At 34.5% G+C, this 18,270-nt stretch carries 21 protein-coding genes and 2 tRNA genes; 17 read left to right on the forward strand and 6 right to left on the reverse strand.

From position 1 onward, the window contains the following. The first annotated feature begins 5 nt into the window (after positions 1–5). The 5 genes from V7Z48_RS06155 (at position 6) to V7Z48_RS06175 (ending at position 4,210) form a co-directional block, all read left to right on the forward strand. Positions 6–82 (forward strand) — tRNA-Asp (locus tag V7Z48_RS06155). A 40-nt stretch (positions 83–122) separates the two neighbouring features. Continuing rightward, entirely contained in the window at positions 123–491 is a 369-nt protein-coding gene (locus V7Z48_RS06160; RefSeq protein ID WP_334112525.1) for a GIY-YIG nuclease family protein, read from the forward strand. Between the two features lie 691 nt (positions 492–1,182). Next, positions 1,183–1,353, forward strand: coding sequence for a hypothetical protein (locus V7Z48_RS06165; protein WP_334112526.1), 171 nt, complete (start codon positions 1,183–1,185; stop codon positions 1,351–1,353). Between the two features lie 147 nt (positions 1,354–1,500). Next, positions 1,501–3,555, forward strand: a complete 2,055-nt coding sequence (locus V7Z48_RS06170) for a tetratricopeptide repeat-containing sensor histidine kinase (RefSeq protein WP_334112527.1) — start codon at positions 1,501–1,503, stop codon at positions 3,553–3,555. After that, positions 3,536–4,210, forward strand: a complete 675-nt coding sequence (locus tag V7Z48_RS06175; protein ID WP_334112528.1) for a response regulator — start codon at positions 3,536–3,538, stop codon at positions 4,208–4,210. The genes V7Z48_RS06170 and V7Z48_RS06175 overlap by 20 nt, the downstream gene beginning before the upstream one ends. Before the next feature lie 230 nt (positions 4,211–4,440). Here the strand turns inward: V7Z48_RS06175 and V7Z48_RS06180 are convergent, their stop codons facing one another. After that, positions 4,441–4,944, reverse strand: a complete 504-nt coding sequence (locus V7Z48_RS06180; RefSeq protein ID WP_334112529.1) for a DUF456 domain-containing protein — start codon at positions 4,942–4,944, stop codon at positions 4,441–4,443. 189 nt (positions 4,945–5,133) lie between these two features. Here V7Z48_RS06180 and V7Z48_RS06185 point away from each other — a divergent pair, with 189 nt between their 5' ends. Continuing rightward, positions 5,134–5,607, forward strand: coding sequence for a hypothetical protein (locus tag V7Z48_RS06185; protein WP_334112530.1), 474 nt, complete (start codon positions 5,134–5,136; stop codon positions 5,605–5,607). Between the two features lie 36 nt (positions 5,608–5,643). Here V7Z48_RS06185 and V7Z48_RS06190 read toward each other — a convergent pair whose 3' ends face one another. Genes V7Z48_RS06190 through V7Z48_RS06200 form a run of 3 tightly spaced genes read right to left on the reverse strand, consistent with a single transcriptional unit; the run spans position 5,644 to position 8,664 of the window. Further along, positions 5,644–6,519, reverse strand: a complete 876-nt coding sequence (locus V7Z48_RS06190) for a hypothetical protein (protein WP_334112531.1) — start codon at positions 6,517–6,519, stop codon at positions 5,644–5,646. Positions 6,520–6,571: 52 nt separating this feature from the next. Next, complete coding sequence (locus tag V7Z48_RS06195; RefSeq protein ID WP_334112532.1) at positions 6,572–7,696, reverse strand: glycosyltransferase; 1,125 nt, start codon at positions 7,694–7,696, stop codon at positions 6,572–6,574. Then, on the reverse strand, positions 7,693–8,664 hold the full coding sequence (locus tag V7Z48_RS06200; RefSeq protein ID WP_334112533.1) for a hypothetical protein: 972 nt from the start codon (positions 8,662–8,664) through the stop codon (positions 7,693–7,695). Before V7Z48_RS06200 ends, V7Z48_RS06195 begins: the two co-directional genes overlap by 4 nt. A 28-nt stretch (positions 8,665–8,692) precedes the next feature. Between V7Z48_RS06200 and V7Z48_RS06205 the strand changes: the two genes are divergently transcribed. The 9 genes from V7Z48_RS06205 (at position 8,693) to V7Z48_RS06245 (ending at position 14,700) form a co-directional block, all read left to right on the forward strand. Next, a complete protein-coding gene (locus V7Z48_RS06205; RefSeq protein ID WP_334112534.1) occupies positions 8,693–9,322 on the forward strand; it encodes a cell envelope biogenesis protein OmpA in 630 nt (209 codons plus the stop codon). A 1-nt stretch (position 9,323) separates the two neighbouring features. After that, on the forward strand, positions 9,324–9,878 hold the full coding sequence (ruvC, locus tag V7Z48_RS06210; RefSeq protein ID WP_334112535.1) for a crossover junction endodeoxyribonuclease RuvC: 555 nt from the start codon (positions 9,324–9,326) through the stop codon (positions 9,876–9,878). Further along, positions 9,878–11,011, forward strand: a complete 1,134-nt coding sequence (gene hemW / locus V7Z48_RS06215) for a radical SAM family heme chaperone HemW (protein ID WP_334112536.1) — start codon at positions 9,878–9,880, stop codon at positions 11,009–11,011. Before ruvC ends, hemW begins: the two co-directional genes overlap by 1 nt. A 200-nt stretch (positions 11,012–11,211) precedes the next feature. Continuing rightward, a complete protein-coding gene (locus tag V7Z48_RS06220) occupies positions 11,212–11,829 on the forward strand; it encodes a hypothetical protein (protein ID WP_334112537.1) in 618 nt (205 codons plus the stop codon). A gap of 52 nt (positions 11,830–11,881) precedes the next feature. Next, a complete protein-coding gene (locus V7Z48_RS06225; protein WP_334112538.1) occupies positions 11,882–12,628 on the forward strand; it encodes a cyclase family protein in 747 nt (248 codons plus the stop codon). A 2-nt stretch (positions 12,629–12,630) separates the two neighbouring features. Then, the gene (locus tag V7Z48_RS06230; RefSeq protein WP_334112539.1) at positions 12,631–13,239 is read left to right on the forward strand and encodes a DUF4230 domain-containing protein; all 609 of its coding nucleotides are present in this window, start codon (positions 12,631–12,633) and stop codon (positions 13,237–13,239) included. After that, positions 13,236–13,595, forward strand: coding sequence for an MmcQ/YjbR family DNA-binding protein (locus tag V7Z48_RS06235; RefSeq protein WP_334112570.1), 360 nt, complete (start codon positions 13,236–13,238; stop codon positions 13,593–13,595). The genes V7Z48_RS06230 and V7Z48_RS06235 overlap by 4 nt, the downstream gene beginning before the upstream one ends. A gap of 28 nt (positions 13,596–13,623) precedes the next feature. Next, the gene (locus V7Z48_RS06240; protein ID WP_334112540.1) at positions 13,624–14,202 is read left to right on the forward strand and encodes a PhnA domain-containing protein; all 579 of its coding nucleotides are present in this window, start codon (positions 13,624–13,626) and stop codon (positions 14,200–14,202) included. Positions 14,203–14,418: 216 nt separating this feature from the next. Then, positions 14,419–14,700, forward strand: a complete 282-nt coding sequence (locus V7Z48_RS06245; RefSeq protein ID WP_334112541.1) for a hypothetical protein — start codon at positions 14,419–14,421, stop codon at positions 14,698–14,700. Between the two features lies 1 nt (position 14,701). Here the strand turns inward: V7Z48_RS06245 and V7Z48_RS06250 are convergent, their stop codons facing one another. Continuing rightward, the gene (locus V7Z48_RS06250; RefSeq protein WP_334112542.1) at positions 14,702–14,989 is read right to left on the reverse strand and encodes a hypothetical protein; all 288 of its coding nucleotides are present in this window, start codon (positions 14,987–14,989) and stop codon (positions 14,702–14,704) included. Between the two features lie 262 nt (positions 14,990–15,251). Here V7Z48_RS06250 and V7Z48_RS06255 point away from each other — a divergent pair, with 262 nt between their 5' ends. After that, positions 15,252–16,628, forward strand: a complete 1,377-nt coding sequence (locus V7Z48_RS06255; protein ID WP_334112543.1) for a M28 family peptidase — start codon at positions 15,252–15,254, stop codon at positions 16,626–16,628. Here the strand turns inward: V7Z48_RS06255 and V7Z48_RS06260 are convergent, their stop codons facing one another. After that, positions 16,629–18,017 (reverse strand): dipeptidase, encoded by a 1,389-nt coding sequence (locus V7Z48_RS06260; RefSeq protein WP_334112544.1) that lies wholly within the window; start codon positions 18,015–18,017, stop codon positions 16,629–16,631. It lies immediately after the preceding gene. Between the two features lie 114 nt (positions 18,018–18,131). Between V7Z48_RS06260 and V7Z48_RS06265 the strand changes: the two genes are divergently transcribed. Next, positions 18,132–18,213: transfer RNA gene (locus V7Z48_RS06265), tRNA-Leu, on the forward strand. Positions 18,214–18,270 lie beyond the last annotated feature (57 nt).

Genomic DNA, 18,270 nt, shown 5'->3' on the forward strand with positions numbered 1-18,270 from the left:
GCAACGGTCTGGTAGTTCAGTTGGTTAGAATGTCGCCCTGTCACGGCGAAGGTCGCGGGTTCGAGTCCCGTCCAGACCGCCAAATTCCTACGCAAGTGGGAACCTCTTAAATAAGAGAAAAAATGTTGTGTTGTTCGTCGTTTGGCGAAAGATCTGTAGTAGGATCATTGAGAAGCTTTTCCGCCTTTGTCGGAGAGCTTTTTTTGTTTAAAGTGAAATATAGAGTGATTCATTTTGCTTACATAATATATAGCTCTTCGCGAGACATTTACTATAAAGGTTATTCATTAAATCCAGGAAGTAGATTGCGAGAACACCATTTGGAAGGCAGTCGCTTCACTAAAAATAAAGGTCCTTGGGAATTGGTTTATGTTGAGAATTTCGAAACTAAGAAAGAAGCTTTAATTCGAGAACGGTTGTTGAAAAAGTATAGCCACTTACAGATATTGGAGCTTCTAAAATCTCCAAAAAATATTTTAAATAAAGGTTAGAATGTCGCCCTGTTATCCCCAAGCGGGCTTGGGGACGGGTTCGAGTCCCGCTGTGACCCCAACTTGTTGGTGGTTCCAGACCGCCAAACTCCCACGATCCCGATAGCGATCGGGAGGGAATCTCTTAAAACAAGAGAAAAAATGTTGTGTTGTCCCGATTTTTCGGGAAGATCTGTAGTAGGATCATTTAGAAGCTTTTCCGCCTTTGTCGGATCACTTTTTTTGTTTAAATCCAATTTTATTTTGAAATTACTTTGAATTTGGAGGTTAATCTTAGCTGTTATTTGAAATATTTCAAAGAAATTTTGCGAAGAGAAATCATATTTTTTATTTATTTTTCTTTACTTGTTAATTAATTAGTTATTATTCAAGCCTTTCAAATTATAAATTCGATTAAAAGTTGCATTTCATCGATGAAATACGCATTTTATCGGATTTATTTTCTATCCTGCTAATTTTGTTGCTTCTTTGACACTCCTTTAAAAGCCCCAAACACACTTTTCTAGGAATTAACAATCCATTTTACTAAAAGGCATTTAATTGCCAAACATCCCTCAGAGTTTTTGTACGAGCTTTGGCAACGCGTTTGTCACATCTCAATTAGTCCATTCCCTTCCCTCAATTGGCCTTTTTAAGGTCGGTATTTTTTGTATTGTAACAGACTAAAATAAATAACCTTAAACCAAAAATTATGAAAACTCTAAAAATCACTTTTTTATTATTAGCCATATTGGTTTTAACCCTATCCGGAACTAGTGCTGATCAAACAACCAATGAAGCTGTAAACGTGAAACAGAATAGCATCGATTTGAATTTATTGGTGCATGCCAAAGAGAAGGCTAAATTAGAATCAAACGGTTAAACTAAGTAGTTCTATATTTCTTTATTAATATTCTCAATTGAAATCTAACCATCTTTATGAATAATAGAGATGGTTTTCTATTCCATAAAAGAAGAGCGAGTTCAAGTTTTTATTTTAACTTTGAGAGCATTTACAATTGAAATAAAATTGAAGTTATTTATTGTTACTAGTGTTATATGCTTTTTCTCTATCTGCAGATTCTTTGCGCAAACTAACTATTCCTCTAGGAGCCTAGATAGTATTTTAAAATTAAATAAAATATTATTAGAAAGTAATCCTTCCTTAGAAACTGCTATAGAATACGCTAATATTTCCTTGAAACTAAGCAAAGATATTAGGCATGACTCTCTTATTGTGGTTTCCTACAGACGCCTAGCTTATTATTATTTAAACAGCAATAATCAAGAATTATTTTTAGAAAATGCTAATAAAGGATTAAAACTTGCAGTCCAAGGTAAGTTCGATTATGACTTAGGTTATTTAAATAGTTATAAGGGCTTTTTGTTTATGTCTAACCAAGTCAATGACAGTGCTTATTACTATTACTCAAATGCTGTTGAAAGATTCGAGAAAAGTAATAATTTAGACCAAGTTGCTAGGAGCCTTATGAATTTATCGAAGATACAACGCCAAGAAAAGGACTTTATAGGCTCCGATGAAAGTGCTATTCGGGCTATAAAAATTATACAACAAAAACCAATATCCGAGGACGTTCTGGACGATTTATGGATTCTTAACAATGGATTAGCATTGAATTCCAGAGGCTTAAAGATTTACCCGAAATCATTGACTTATTTTGACGAAGCAATTGCTATAGCAAATAAAATGAAAGATGGCCTTTATAACAAACTATATGCATTAAATAATAAGGCTTTCACATTAAGGGAATCATCAAATTATAAGGAAGCCCTTGGTATATACAACGAAATTTTAACCACTAAAAATTTATTTGAAGATGACCCTAGTTTTTATGCTCTTATTTTAGAAAGTAAAGCCATTACAAAATTTTTGATTGATGGTGTTCAAAACGATGAAATTGAAACAATGTTTGATAGAGCTTTGGTTATTAGTGATAGCCTTCAAGATGATGTGACAAAGTTAGGAGTAATAGTAAGCAAGGCAAACTATTACGAAGGTATCGAGAACAAAGAAAAAGCTTTGCAGTTTGCCAATGAAACCTATGAATTGGCCAAACGCATCAAGCAAAACGAAATATTTTTAGAATCGCTTAACATTTTATCGCGGCTAAACGAAGGTGAAGAAGGTAAAAAATACTTGAATGAACATATCCGATTATCGGATAGTTTGTTAAATCACGAGCGCAACATTCGCAACAAATTTGCCCGTATCAAGTTTGAAACTGACCAGCTTGAGGCTGAAAATAAACGAATCACAAGAGAACGTATTTGGTTGATTATATTATCAATTGTATTATTACTTGCCGCTGTTTTAGTCTATATAATTATTGCCCAGCGCACAAAAAATAAAGAGCTTAAATTTATTCAAGAGCAACAACGCGCCAACGAAGAAATCTATAACCTAATGCTATCGCAACAAGATAAAATTGACGAAGCAAGAGTCAACGAAAAGAAACGTATTTCACAAGAATTACACGACGGTGTTTTGGGCAGAATGTTCGGGACGCGACTTATTTTAGATAGCTTAAATTTTAATACCGACGCGGACTCTATAAAAACACGAGCGCAGCATATTAAGGATTTAATGAAAATTGAACAAGACATTCGGCAAGTGTCTCACGACCTTAATACCGACTTTATTTCGGGTTCAGGATTTACAGAAATATTATTCGAACTGATTGATAAACAAACCAAGGCCTATAATTTAACTTACGATTTTGAGAGTGACGATTTTATCCATTGGGAAACCGTTTCAAACAAAACCAAAATCAATTTATACCGTATAACCCAAGAATCACTTCAAAATATTTATAAACACGCTAAAGCAAAACACGTGAAAATTGGCATAAAACTAAAAAATGATGTAATTTGCTTAACGATACAAGATGATGGTGTTGGTTTTGACATAGCCAAAAGTAAAAAAGGCATCGGTCATAAAAACATCAATGCGCGCATTGCAGAATTGGGTGGCAATGTTGAATTTGAATCTATAGTTAATAAAGGAACCTCTGTTACCGTAACGGTGCCACTATTAAACTTAAAACATGAGTCAGCAACGAATTAATATTTTAATGGTCGATGACCATCCAATTATTTTGGAAGGCTATCAAAATGTATTGATGGCTACAAAAAAGGACGATTACGAATATTTAATCCACACAGCCAATACATGCGACGCGGCTAATCACTTGCTGCAAAGAAGTGTAAATGACAACCCTTACGATGTATGTTTTTTTGATATTAGTTTACCTGCTTCAGAAGATGGCACCATTAACTCGGGCGAAGACTTGGCTTTAATTACCAGAGATTTGCTTCCAGATTCTAAAATAATCATACTTACAATGTTTAACGAATCTTTTCGGATTCATAACATTATAAAAGCCATCAATCCCGAAGGATTTTTAATCAAAAGCGATTTAACCTCCTACGAATTGGCCGAAGCTTTTCAGCATGTATTAACTTCTCCGCCATACTATAGCAGTACTGTAAGCAACTTTTTAAAACGCAGTGTTACAAGTAAAGTGTATGTGGACGATATCAACCGGCAAATCCTTCATCTGTTATCTCAAGGAATAAAAACCAGAAGTTTTACCGAATACATTGATTTGTCTATGAGTGCTATTGAAAAGCGCAAAAAACAACTCAAATTATTGTTCGGTGTTGAGGATGGCAAGGACGAAACACTACTAAAGGAAGCCAAAGACAAAGGATTTCTATAAAAAAACTGTTAAAATTCAATTTTCTTCAATTTTAAAAACGCTTGAAACCATTACTATTGCTCAATATTACGGTTTTTCCGCATCAAGTTTACGGTTTTTCCGCATCAAAATTTATTTTATAGATTCTATATTTGAAATGTCAACAAGTATTTATATATCCCTCTAAGAATTTGTTGAATTAATAGCAAAGAACATAAACCTAATAGCCACTAGCTGTTAGGTTTTGTGTTTTAAAATAATTCGCCACCGTAGATTATCAAACTTTTGATGAAAAAGCCAAAATAAACAACCGCCACAATAAACTTTAAAAGTGTAGAAGCTAAAAAGCCAAAAAACGATCCAAAGGCTGCTTTCATGGCATTTTTGCCAGTGCTTTTATTGATCAGTTCACCAATGATAGCGCCAATAAATGGCCAAATTACGATACCAAAAATTCCGAAAACTGGAAAGAAAATTGCAACCACCAACCCAAGTGTAGTGCCAATCATACCTGCCTTGCTCCCCCCAAATCGCTTGGTGCCAACTGCTGGAATAATATAATCTAAAACCAATACGGCAATAGCCACTAAAAGAGTGATGATTAAAAAAGTGTTATCTCTCGGAACAATACTTGTAAGATGAAGTAATAACAATCCAATCCAGCTTAATGGCGGACCAGGCAATACTGGCAAAACACTGCCCAATACACCAATAATCATGAGTAATAATCCGAAAATGATAAGAAAGTAATCCAAAGTATAAGATTTAGTTTGTTTGACAGTTGGGTGTTAAAATTATTACATTTTGAACTAAAAATTTAATTTTTACTAAACATTCAGTTAAATCAATCTTTGTAAGTTTTATATGATAAACAATTTTTACAAGAAGACTAAATTTAGTTTCTTTTTAAAAAAATCGTACTTTTCGGCTTCAGTTCAATATTCATGAAGCGTTTAAGTATTCTTTTGGTTTTGATTTTGGCATCTTGTGATTATTTTGAAAAAAATAAGGTCGATGCCCATACCATTATTCAAGAGGAATTAGAAACTATTAACTGGAATGAGGTTGATGTTTATCCAACCTTCGAAAACTGCGAAGAAGCTTCAACTAAATCTGATAAAAAATACTGCTTTGAAAATGCTTTAATTAAACATATCAATCAAAATCTTGCCAATCAGGTTTTGATAGTTTCTGAAAGTATTAAGGACACTATCTTACTTACTTTAAACTGCAGTAATACAGGAGAACTGACCATCAATCACCTAAAAATAAAGGAAACAACCCGACAACAAATTCAAAATATAGATAGTATCATTTTGAGTAGTTTTGATAGTTTACCGAAGTTATATCCCGCCATTAAAAGAAGTCAGCCCGTAGCCACAGAATTCAAACTTCCCATTGTGTTAAAAACAGATTAAGTGGTTATGAAAAATTTAATTGACCTTTACGAATAATTATAAATTAAATCGGTAACCAAGTGTAAAATCTATTGGAAAATTACTTTGATTATCAATTAATAAGGCAAAAAGCTCATTGTATCCCAAAGTTATAAAATGACCTTCGCTGACGCGAATATCGGCTCCAAGACCAAAAATTAAAGGCACATCAAAAGAAGTGGCGCTTTCTTTAACTGTAGCTGGTAGATTGTTTAAATCGGGTACTTGTGCGCTGGTAAAACTGAGTGTTGCAAAAGTGAAATTTCCAAAAACATTTAAGGCTTTAGTTTTGATAAACCGCAATCGATATCCAAGAGAAATTTCGGTGGTTTTGAATTCGAAATCATTGTTTTCAAAGGTGTTTCGTAGTTGAATATAGCCAGAATGTCTTGGAATATCTGAAGTGCCAAAAATTTCTAACTCAGCTCCAATAAGTGTAGTTTTTATGTTTTCCGGATTGTCAACAAAAGGATGATTGGTAATACCACCAAAAATGGCTGTACGCAATTGTATCTTATCGAATGTTGCATTAGAGGTGTAATTACTATCTTTAGTTTTATTATACTTGTCTAAAAAATCACGCAATTCAAACAGTGTTAAACTTAGTTTTTTCATGTCGAAAGTACTGCCTGATGTCAGTTCAGCCAAAACCGCTTTGTATTCTTCTTGGTAGTTGTTATATGTGTCTTTAGTGTTGGTTAATTCAATTATGTTACCATCAGAAGTGCGCACAAAATAGCGGTACTGATTGTTTATTATGTTCCAAAGCAAATCTAACTCGCCCTCAACCTCAGTTTTTAAAACTAAATCTTGACCGTTTACGGTATAGGTTTCTTGCGCTTTTAATTGAATAAACATTAAGAGTACACTAATAATTAAGAAAAAGCGTTTCATTTTCTTTGGGTTTAAGTTGAAGCTAATCTACCAAAAATAAATTAAAAAGTCGTTATTTATTAAAGCTTCTATTTTTCCAATTATAACCTTTAAAAAACGAACTAAACGCTACATAAATATTAAAAAATGGATAGATTAAAAAACTGATTATGAAATATTTTAAAATAGTTTTTTGATTGAAAAAGTCGGCTGTTTTATATAAAATAAGTAAGTCTAGAATTGCCTTTCCAACCCATAAGATAAGAATTGTTTTAACCGAAATCCAACCGATGAGTCCAAACAGCAGTACTAAAACTAAGGCAGTATTGGTAGCGAAAACAACCATTGCTGTAAGAACAGAAAACCAGCTTGTATATGCAGTTGCTTTAGAAGCCCAGCGAATGCGTTGTGCCATAAGCTCACTAACAGTGGCAACTGGATTGGTGTGCACAGTGGCTTTTTCCGATTTTAAATAGTGAATTTTATATTGCTTTGCTATCATAGCCTTTTGCAGTAAAAACACATCGTCACCACTTGCTACATTGTCATTACCGATAAAGCCCTTAAGATTTTCAAATAATGATGTTTTGTAAGCTAAGTTCGCGCCATTGCATAGAAATCCTTGTTTCAAGCCAAAAGATCCAATAGTCGTACCTTGTAAACTCATAAAATCTAAGGCTTGAAATGCTCTAAACCATCCTGGATTGTCATGATAATTCACGGGCCCAACGACAAAATCAGAGTTATTGACCTTAATGAAATTGTTGTAATACTGCAGCCATAATTTTGGCAGCGCACAATCGGCATCGGTGGTGATGATCCATTCAAAATTTGATAACTTAATAGCACTTGAGATGGCATCTTTTTTTGGGGATGCACTTGTGCGCATATTATTTATAATTGTGAAATTTATTAAAGAATTGACAAGTGTCGATTTGATGATTTGTGTGGAGTTATCGTTAGATTCATCATTAACAAAAAAGAGTTCGAATAAATCAACAGGATAGTCCAATGCTTGAATGCTTTGTAACAATTGCGGTAAATTATCGGCTTCATTTCTAAATGGAATGACAATTGAAAATTTCTTTGCTGGAATTTCGGGTTTTAATTGGAAATCCTTTACTTGTTCAAAACCCACAGCTAAAGCAATGATGAGAATAGCGTATAGTAGGAGAACAAAAATAAGAACGGCACTCACAATTCCGAAGGTTTAACCACATTAAAATTCAACACATAAAAACTTCCAAAAACGGCAGGAACCACAACATTTAATAGCCACATAAGTGTTATAACACTCAAAATAATTAACGCATCTACACCAGCAAATTCAAATAAAAACAGCGCAATGCCACCTTTTACCACCACATCAAAAATGAATAACATTGGAATAACAGAAACCAGTAAATACATACTGCTTATTATGATCATTGCGTTATAATAGTTCAGTTCTACAGCAAATAAAAGCAGCAGTAAATAAAATTGAAACGAGAAAATTAAATATCTTAACAACGAAAGTGATAATACGTTTTGAATAAGCTTTCGAGACAGTTGCAAAAAAAATATTTTGATTTCAGCCCAAGAGAATCCCTTTATTATGAAAGGTGTTCTTCTCAATAAGTATCCAACTAAACTTATGGCAACAATTACAAACAACAATAATTGTATAATCTTAAAATAATCGACTGTAATTGGGTGTTGATTTACCAAAAAGAGAAGTCCAGCTACCCCAATAATTACAGTAATCGTCATTTGAGATAAGTTGCCAATCAAATTCAGCATAACGATTTTTGTTCTGAATTCAGACTTAAAATAAATCATTTTAGCACCATAGTCGCCAATGCGGTTCGGTGTAATTAAAGAAGCAGTATGCGAAGCTAAACTTTGCTCCATGGCACGTTTAAAACTTATTGGTTGAATTGTTTTGACAAGGAACTGCCATTTTAAAATTTCAAATAGCCAATTAAGCATACTCAACATGATTAGAAAGAATATATTCCGAGCAGAGAACACATTTTTTTCTATTAGAAGATCAATAAAATCAATCCAATTGAGTTGTTTAGTATCTGATAACTTTTGAAAAATAAAATAAAATGCACCTGCTACGATACTTAATTTTATAAGTACAAAAAAGAATTGTTTAGATTTGTATGGCAGGTTGTTAAGCATCCTTACAAATTAAACTAAATAATATCACATGAAAAGCGCAAACCAATTAATAGTCTTGTTTTTTTTCATTGTTTGTGGTTTAAAAACAAGTTTTGCACAACTTGATACAGAGCGTTGGAAAGGCCAAGTTGCCATAGGATTTAATAACCCAATTGACGATGGCTCTAACGTCGGTTACTTTTCAAAATATGTTAATATACCTTCAGTAAATATCGGTATTCAACACATGTTTAAACGCGATTGGGGGGCGAAATTAGATTTTGGTTTTAACCGCGCTTCCAACGCAGATGGCTCTTTAGAATTTAAGCTAAATTATACGCGGGTAAATGCGCAAATTGTTTATAATGCTACCAATGTATTAGGGTTTCTTCCAGACCGAATAGAATTAGTTGGCCATGTAGGTCCTGGAATTAGTTTAACAAACCCTTTGGCACCTTATAGTAACAATACCTATACCTATCTTAATTTGTTGGCTGGTGGCGAGATTCATTACCGCATATCGCGCGGACTTTCCATTTATACGGATCTATCGTATGCATTTTCATTAGCAGGAAACGATAAATACGATGTTAATGTTGACGGGTTTTCATTTAATGGCGATTTATTATACCTTACCTTTGGAGTGACTTTCGCCATTAGCGGCTGTCAGTATTGTTAACATGTCTAAAGAAAAAATTATTTTAGGAATTGACCCAGGAACCACCATTATGGGTTTTGGACTTATAAAAGTGGTTGGTAAAACCATGAAATTCATGCAGCTTAATGAGTTAGATTTAAAAAAGTATGACGATCATTACCTAAAATTGAAACTAATTTTTGAACGCACCATTGAATTAATTGATACGCATCACCCCGACGAAATCGCTATTGAAGCCCCATTTTTTGGTAAAAATGTACAAAGTATGCTCAAACTCGGTAGAGCGCAAGGAGTAGCCATGGCAGCTGGATTATCCCGCGAGATTCCCATTACCGAATATTCCCCAAAAAAAATAAAAATGTCCATTACTGGTAACGGAAACGCCAGCAAGGAACAAGTGGCTAAAATGTTACAAAGTTTGCTAGACTTAAAAACACTCCCGAAAAATTTAGATGCTACCGATGGTCTGGCGGCAGCTGTTTGTCATTTTTACAATGAAGGTAAAGTTGAAGGTGCAAAAAGCTATACCGGTTGGGCAAGTTTTGTGAAACAAAATGATGATAGAGTTAAAAAATAATGGCTGGCATTTATATTCATATTCCCTTTTGTAAGCAGTCTTGTTACTACTGCGATTTTCACTTTTCAACTTCTTTTAAGAAGAAGGATTTAATGGTTGAAGCCATTATAAATGAGCTGAAAATGCGCAAGGGTGAATTTAAAAACACCATTGTAGAAACTATTTACTTTGGTGGTGGCACGCCAAGCTTATTAAGCTTGGAAGAATTTGACCAAATTATGACTTCGGTTTACAAGTTTTACAAGGTAGCTTCAGCTCCCGAAATCACTTTAGAAGCCAATCCCGACGATTTATCCAAAGAAAAAATAAAGCAACTAGCGGCATCGCCAATAAACAGACTGAGTATCGGAATTCAGTCCTTTTTTGAAGAAGATTTAAAACTGATGAATCGCGCCCACAATGCTGAGGAAGCTAAAGCATGTCTAGACGAAACCTTAAACCATTTCGAAAATATTTCCATCGATTTAATTTACGGAATCCCAGGAATGAGCAATGAGCGCTGGATGCAAAACATAGAAACAGCCCTGCAATTTAACATACCGCATATTTCTAGTTATGCCTTAACGGTAGAGCCCAAAACGGCACTCAGTAAGTTTATAAGTAAAGGAATTATTGAGAATGTAGACGATGCTATGGCGCAAGCCCAATTTCTCATTTTACTTGAAAAGCTGAATGATGCAGATTTCATTCATTACGAACTTTCCAACTTTGGCAAGGCAGGATTTTTCAGCAAAAATAATTCGGCTTATTGGCAAGGCAAAAGCTATCTAGGCATAGGTCCGTCGGCACATTCATTTAATGGCACACAACGTAGTTGGAACATACGCAATAATTCAATTTATATCAATTCCATTCAAAATAACACCTTGCCAAACGAAATTGAAACGCTCACGAAAACCGATGCGTATAACGAATATATTATGACTGGTTTACGCACTATTTGGGGAGTTTCGCTTACAAAAGTTGAGGTGGATTTTGGGAAATCTTATAAAAAATATCTCTTGCAGCAAGCACAAAAACATATTGTTGAACATTTATTGTATCTTGATGATGATAAATTACTAATCACCAAAAACGGGAAATTTTTGAGTGATGGTATCGCAAGTGATTTGTTTATGTTGAATTTAAGTTAATTGGTAAAACCCTCTCAAGTTTCAAGTTTCTATGTCTTTTAACTTTTGAGAGTTTCAGTATTTAATAGAAAATCATAAAGGTCACCAATCTGTTAATTGAAAAAATAATTATATTTATAAACCGTGTATTGATTGAAAACCCTCTCAGGGTTCTAAACCCTGAGAGGGTTCATATTGGTAAAAATCGAAAATTTACTTAAATGGCTTCATTGGAACCTATTGAATTTTGGTACTATTATCATATTTACAACAAAGGAAATAACGGAGACATTATTTTTTTTGAGGATATAAACTACACCTATTTTCTTTCATTATATCTCAAATATATTCACCCAATTGCCGATACATTTTGTTGGTGCTTATTAAAAAACCATTTTCATTTTTTAATTCGCATCAAAGAACTTGATGAAATTCAATTAGATACATTAACGTACTCTAAAAACATCAAGGTGGATAGGGAAAAAGTAAATCCTTCAAAGCAATTCTCTCATTTATTCAATGCTTATAACCAAAGCATTAATAAAACTTACAATAGAACGGGAAGCGTCTTTGAAAAACCATTTCAAAGAAAAATTGTATCATCTCAGAATTATTTTCAAAAATTGATATTTTATATTCACAACAATCCTGTTCATCATAAAATAACGGATAATATTTTAGATTATAATTGGTCATCTTATCATACCATTGTTTCATCTAAGCCTACCTATTTATTAAGAGATGAAGTAATTGAGATGTTTGATGACTTAAGTAACTTTAAATTCTATCATTCAAAAAATCACGCATCCGATGAGATTAAATCTTTAATTTTGGAGTAGACAAAACCCTCTAAGGGTTCCAAACCCTGAGAGGGTTATAACGAAGTAAAAAATGAAAGCAACCATTCAAACTAAATCATCAATTATCAACATCGATCTGTCAAAACCCTTAGACATTTCAATACCCATAACTGGTTCAAATCAAAATGTTAACGCTTGGTATTTGGGTCATCCCAAAATTGAACCCGCTCAAATTGAAGATTGGATAGGTAGTGTAAAGCAAGGTGCTGCCGTTAATTTTAATAACATCTTTTTCAATCCGCATGCGCACGGAACACATACCGAATGTGTTGGACATATCACCGAGAATTTTCATTCAATCAATCAAAATTTAAAACAATTTTTCTTTGATGCGGAGTTAGTAACAATTGCACCAACCTTGCTTAATGACGATTTTGTAATTTCAAAAAAGCAATTACAGTTCGCTTTAGGAAGCAAGAGGCCGGATGCCGTTGTGATTAGAACCATCCCAAATACCGCCGAAAAGTTAAGTCAGCAGTATTCAAACTCCAATCCGCCATATTTTTTAGAAGAATCAGCTAGGTTCTTAAAATCTTTAGGGGTGAAACATTGGTTAACTGATTTACCAAGTGTTGATAAGGAACAGGATGAAGGAGAATTACTTGCGCACAACGCCTTTTGGAATACTCAAGGAAACTTAAGGTTAGATGCTACTATTACAGAACTTATTTTTGTGCCAAACACTATAACAGATGGTTCTTATATGTTAAATTTGCAAATAGCATCTTTTGAAAACGATGCCACACCAAGCAAACCAATTTTATATAAAATCTTATAGTAATGGAAGCTTTTTTGGGACTCATTATAGGTGTTTTAATTTCAGGAACTGTATGGTATTATTTCAAAACCAAAAAAAACGAACAACTCACTAGAAACCAGTCTGTAATACTGTTAGATAAAATAAAAAAGGTTTGTAAATTCATTACAGTTGAAGGTGATTTTACGGAAATATACCATCACGAAGACGTAAAAGAGAAGTTTTTAAAATTGGTCATTAGTAAAAAAAAGGCCTTAGTTGTTATCAAAGCTAAGGCGCACATTGGCTTCGATTTAAGTAAAATAATCATAACAACTAACAGTAAAGCAAAGACAGTAATTTTGTCGCAGTTCCCACAACCCGAAGTTCTTTCAATAGAAACTAATCTCAATTATTACGATATAAAAAACGGTGCCTTTAATAAATTTGATGCTGAAGATATGACGGCACTCACAGCGCAAACTAAAGAACACATCAAAGCTAAAATTCCAGAAAGCGGGTTGTTTAGTGCCGCTCAAAGAGAAGCCTTAGAAGCCATCGCTATCATGCAGCATATTGTAGAAACGATTGGATGGAAATTAGATTATTCCGCGTTGGAATTAGAAGCCGAAGCAACCAAGGTTATAAAATGAATATAGAAGATTATAGAACTTACTGTCTCAACAAAAAAGCCGTTACCGAACACTTTCCATTTGATGAGGATGTGCTCGTGTTTAAGGTTGCAGGTAAAATGTTTGCCCTAGCTTCTTTGTCGCAATGGGAAAAAGGGGAAGCGTATATTAACCTTAAATGTGATCCAGATTATGCTGAAGAATTACGAGCTCAATTTGAAAGCATTAAGCCAGGATACCACATGCATAAAAAGTTATGGAACAGTGTTTACATTCATACTGGCGAACTCTCTGTAAAACTCATATACGAATTTATCGATGATTCGTATGACTTGGTGTTTCAGTCACTGCCTAAAAAAATACGAGAGTCGCTCTAAATTCCATTAAAATTAAAAACAAATTAATATGAATATAAATCCAATGCTTCAAGAAAGAAGCAATAATTGCTGTGAGTTGTGTAAATCTGATCAACCTTTACATTTTTATAAGTTGCCACCATCGCAGCATCAAACCGTTGAAAATTCAGTACTAATTTGTAAAAACTGTTTAAATCAGATTCAAGATGAAATTACTGTAGATTCTAATCATTGGCGTTGTCTAAATGATAGTATGTGGAGTGAACACCGCGCTGTTCAAGTATTATCGTGGCGTATGCTAAACAGATTGAAGTCCGAAGGCTGGCCGCAGGATTTACTCGATATGATGTATTTAGATGAAGATACTTTGGCTTTTGCAAAAGCAGATGGTGATGCTGAAGATGAAGCCTCCAAAATCATCCATAAAGACGCTAATGGTGTAAGCTTAGAAGTAGGTGATTCGGTGGTGTTGATAAAGGATTTAAAAGTAAAAGGCTCCAGTATGATAGCTAAGCAAGGTACCGCTGTTCGGAACATAAAATTAGACCCTGAAAATGCTGAATATATCGAAGGTAAAGTGGATGGGCAACAAATAGTCATTATAACTAAATATGTTAAAAAGCTATAGTGAAAAGTGAAGAAATAAATCGTACGAATCGGTTTTATATTTACTTACTCAGTTAAAAACCAGTGTAATTTATCGATAAAAATAACAATTTAAAACTGTATTTCTATATTTATTTGACGTTGGTCGAATATAATTCAGGTTTCATTATAATAGTTGGATATTTAGTTTATAATCAATAGATTATTAGCGCCAAGTTATTTTTTAAAAACCTATCTTATGGAATTATCAATTACAAACTACAACAACTTTTACAAATTAAAAGGCAGCTTGAATAAAGGCAACTTAGATTTGTTTAATGAAACTTTTCTGCATGTGTTTGAAAAGTTTGAATCCTTGACTGTGAGCATTGACGGGGTTGAGACCATTGACCATTACGGTGTAAAAGCCTTGGTTAATTTACACAACTTATCAATCACCAAAAACAAACGGTTATCTATAGTCGGATTTGGCTGTAAGGAGCTTTACGAACATTTCAAATCAGAAGAAACAGCAGCTTAGTTTAAGCCGTCATATCCGCAACAATTTTCCATTTACCATTGATCTTTTTAAAGATGAGGATAAATACGCCATTGGCATTACCGACCGTGCGTTCAAGGAAAAATTCGCCCATCACCCAGTAACTGTTGTTTTCAATGGGTGATATGTCATTAATTTTAAAGCGAAGTGTGCCGCTTTCGGCTTCGGTAGGATAACATTTTTTATAATTGGTGAGGGTATTTTGCCAACCTTTGGTTAAGCCGTTTCGTCCATAGAATTTTAATGAATCTGATTGTAAGTAACCTTGCATAAATCCTTCAAAATCGCTTTTGTTCCAGGCGTTTTCTTGGGTTTTTAGAACCTGTAGGATTTGGGTTTTGGCATCATTAGCAAGAGATGATTGACAGTTTAAATTTAGATTAAATACAATTGAAAACAGAAAAATTAGCCAATAGGTACTTGTTTTCCTAATAGAAGTGATGTTTTTTACTTTAAATTTATGTCATAAATAATAAACATTTATACAATTCTCTGAATTTCTTATCTTTGTTCTTAAATATATGGCGCCCAAAATGAACAAACTATTTATTTCATCCCTTTTCAGTCTATTGTTTTGTGTTGTTATACAAGCACAAAATGTACAGGATCTTATTAATCAGGTTGATTTGAGTAATCTGGAATTAACTGTTAGTGAGCTTTCTGGCGAACAGACAACTACTGTTAATGGTAATACAGTCACCATTACAACACGGGTTCAAAATAACAACGATTTAGCAGCCGATTATATTAAGGAACGCTTGATGCAGCTGGATAATTTCACTATCGAGGACCAAGCTTTTAATAGCGTTGGTAGAAATATTATTGCCACCCAAATAGGGCAAACCAATCCAAATGATATTTATATTATTTGTGCACATTACGACTCTGTCACTACATTTTGTGCCGATGATAATGCCACTGGTGTGGCTGCGGTAATGGAAATTGCTCGAATTCTATCCACCCAATGTATGGACAACACCATTGTGTATGCACTTTGGGATGAGGAAGAAATTGGACTGCGAGGATCAGAATTTTATGCCGATTTGGCCGCCACAAATGGCGATAATATTTTAGGTGTACTTAACATGGATATGATTGGTTACGACGGCGATGAACCTGGAACACCAGGTGATAACGAATGGGATATTGATGTTAGAAATATAGCAGGTTCTATTGCTATGAAGGATGATATTGTGACTATTTTTAATACTTATACTTTTGATTTGAAACCGCCAATCATCGTCAATCCAGGAACTACTTTTAGTGATCATTCCAGATTTTGGGATGTCGGTTATTCGGCTGTTTTGGTGGGCGAGTCTTGGGAAACAAATGATCAAACGCCTTTTTATCACACCTCAAATGATCGATTATCAACTTTAGATTTGCCTTATTTTCATGAACTGACCAAGCTAGTTATGGCTTACACTGCTACTAAAGGTAGTTTATTGGAAATTGATAATACGATTAATACTACCGAAACTTCCATTAGTTCGAATCAAACGGGTGCACTTTATCAGTGGATTGATTGTAATACCAATTTACCGATTGAAAACGAAACCAATCAAACATTTTTACCTTCCGCGAATGGAACGTATCGCGTTGAGGTTACTAAGGCTTCATGCACAGAATTAAGTGATTGTTTTGTGTTTGCAACGTTAGGATTAGAAACGTTTAATAAAGATGAAGTTACAATTTACCCAAATCCAAGCGCATCTAACATAACAATAAATTTAGCCTCTAATCAACTTTTTAAGGCTGAAATAAAGTCTGTTTCTGGCAAAATAGTTTTATCTAAAAACAGCCTAAAAAGCAGCGTAACCTTAGATATAAGTAGATGGTCTTCTGGGGTGTATTTTGTAACTGTTTCAACCGATAAAAAGACTGGTACTTATAAAATTGTTAAAGAGTAATTACTGATTTAGTTCTGTGAAGTATTTGTAAAACCATGGAATTGTTTCGATACCTTTCAAATAATTCCAAATACCAAAATGCTCATTAGGCGAATGTATAGCATCGCTATCTAATCCAAATCCCATTAAAATCGTTTTGCTTTTTAACTCTTGTTCAAACAGTGAAACAATTGGAATACTGCCGCCACTGCGCTGTGGAATTGGGGTTTTCCCGAAGGTTTGCTCGTAAGCTTTTGATGCGGCTTGGTAAGCAATATTGTCAATTGGCGTTACATAACCTTGTCCGCCGTGATGTGGTTTTACGTTTACCGTTACGCCTTTCGGTGCGATGCTTTCAAAATGAGTTTTGAATAATTCAGTGATGTCTTCCCAATCTTGATGTGGTACCAATCGCATGGAAATTTTAGCATAAGCTTTGCTAGGAATCACTGTTTTGGCGCCTTCACCAGTATAGCCGCCCCAAATACCATTAACATCTAAGGTCGGTCTTATGGAATTGCGTTCGTTGGTGGTATAGCCTTCTTCGCCGTATACCGCTTTAATGTTTAATGCTTTTTTGTAATTCTCAAGACGGAAGGGTGCTTTCGCCATTTCGGCGCGTTCTTCTTTCGATAGTTCTTCAACCTTATCATAAAAACCTGGAATGGTAATATGATTATGGTCGTCGTGAAGTGAGGCAATCATTTTAGCCAATATATTTATAGGATTGGCTACGGCGCCTCCATATAGACCCGAATGCAGGTCTCGATTTGGTCCGGTTACTTCAACCTCAACATAACTTAGTCCGCGTAAACCAGTGGTGATGGAAGGCACATCATTGGCAATCATTCCCGTGTCTGAAATAAGAATCACATCATTGGCTAATTTCTCGCGGTTGTTTTTCACGAAGGTTGCAAGGTTGACACTTCCCACTTCTTCTTCACCTTCAATCATAAATTTTACATTGCAAGGCAATTGATTGGTGCTAGTCATAAATTGCATGGCTTTAACATGCATATACATTTGTCCTTTATCATCGCAGGCACCACGGGCAAAAATGGCACCATTAGGGTGCAACTCGGTTGTTTTGATCACTGGTTCAAACGGCGGTGAGTGCCATAAATTTATAGGATCGGGCGGTTGGACATCGTAATGACCATAAACTAAAATCGTTGGCAGTTTGGGATCAATTATTTTTTCGGCATACACAATGGGATAACCATCGGTGGGATGTATTTCTACAAGGTCACAACCTGCTTCTTGTAATCTGAGTTTAACAACTTCAGCTGTATTTAGCACATCGTTTTTATAGGCAGAATCGGCACTTATTGAAGGAATTTTAAGCAGTTCAATAAGTTCGTTTATAAAGGTTTCTTTGTGGTTGTTGATAAAGTTTTTAATAGAATGCATATTTGAATTTTAAGTCTTTCAAAAATACAAAAAGCCTAACACTTTTATTGATTTTAACTGTTTGTAAATTCAAACTATTGTTTATATTTGCATCCCAATTATTGGGAACCCTTTGCGGGCGTGGTGGAATTGGTAGACACGCTAGACTTAGGATCTAGTGCCGCGAGGTGTGGGAGTTCGAGTCTCCCCGCCCGTACTTGAGTTAAAAGACGTTACTTAAAAAAGTAGCGTTTTTTTGTTTAAATGAATTAAA

The organism is Paucihalobacter sp. (assembly GCF_036825875.1).
Lineage (GTDB): Bacteria > Bacteroidota > Bacteroidia > Flavobacteriales > Flavobacteriaceae > Paucihalobacter.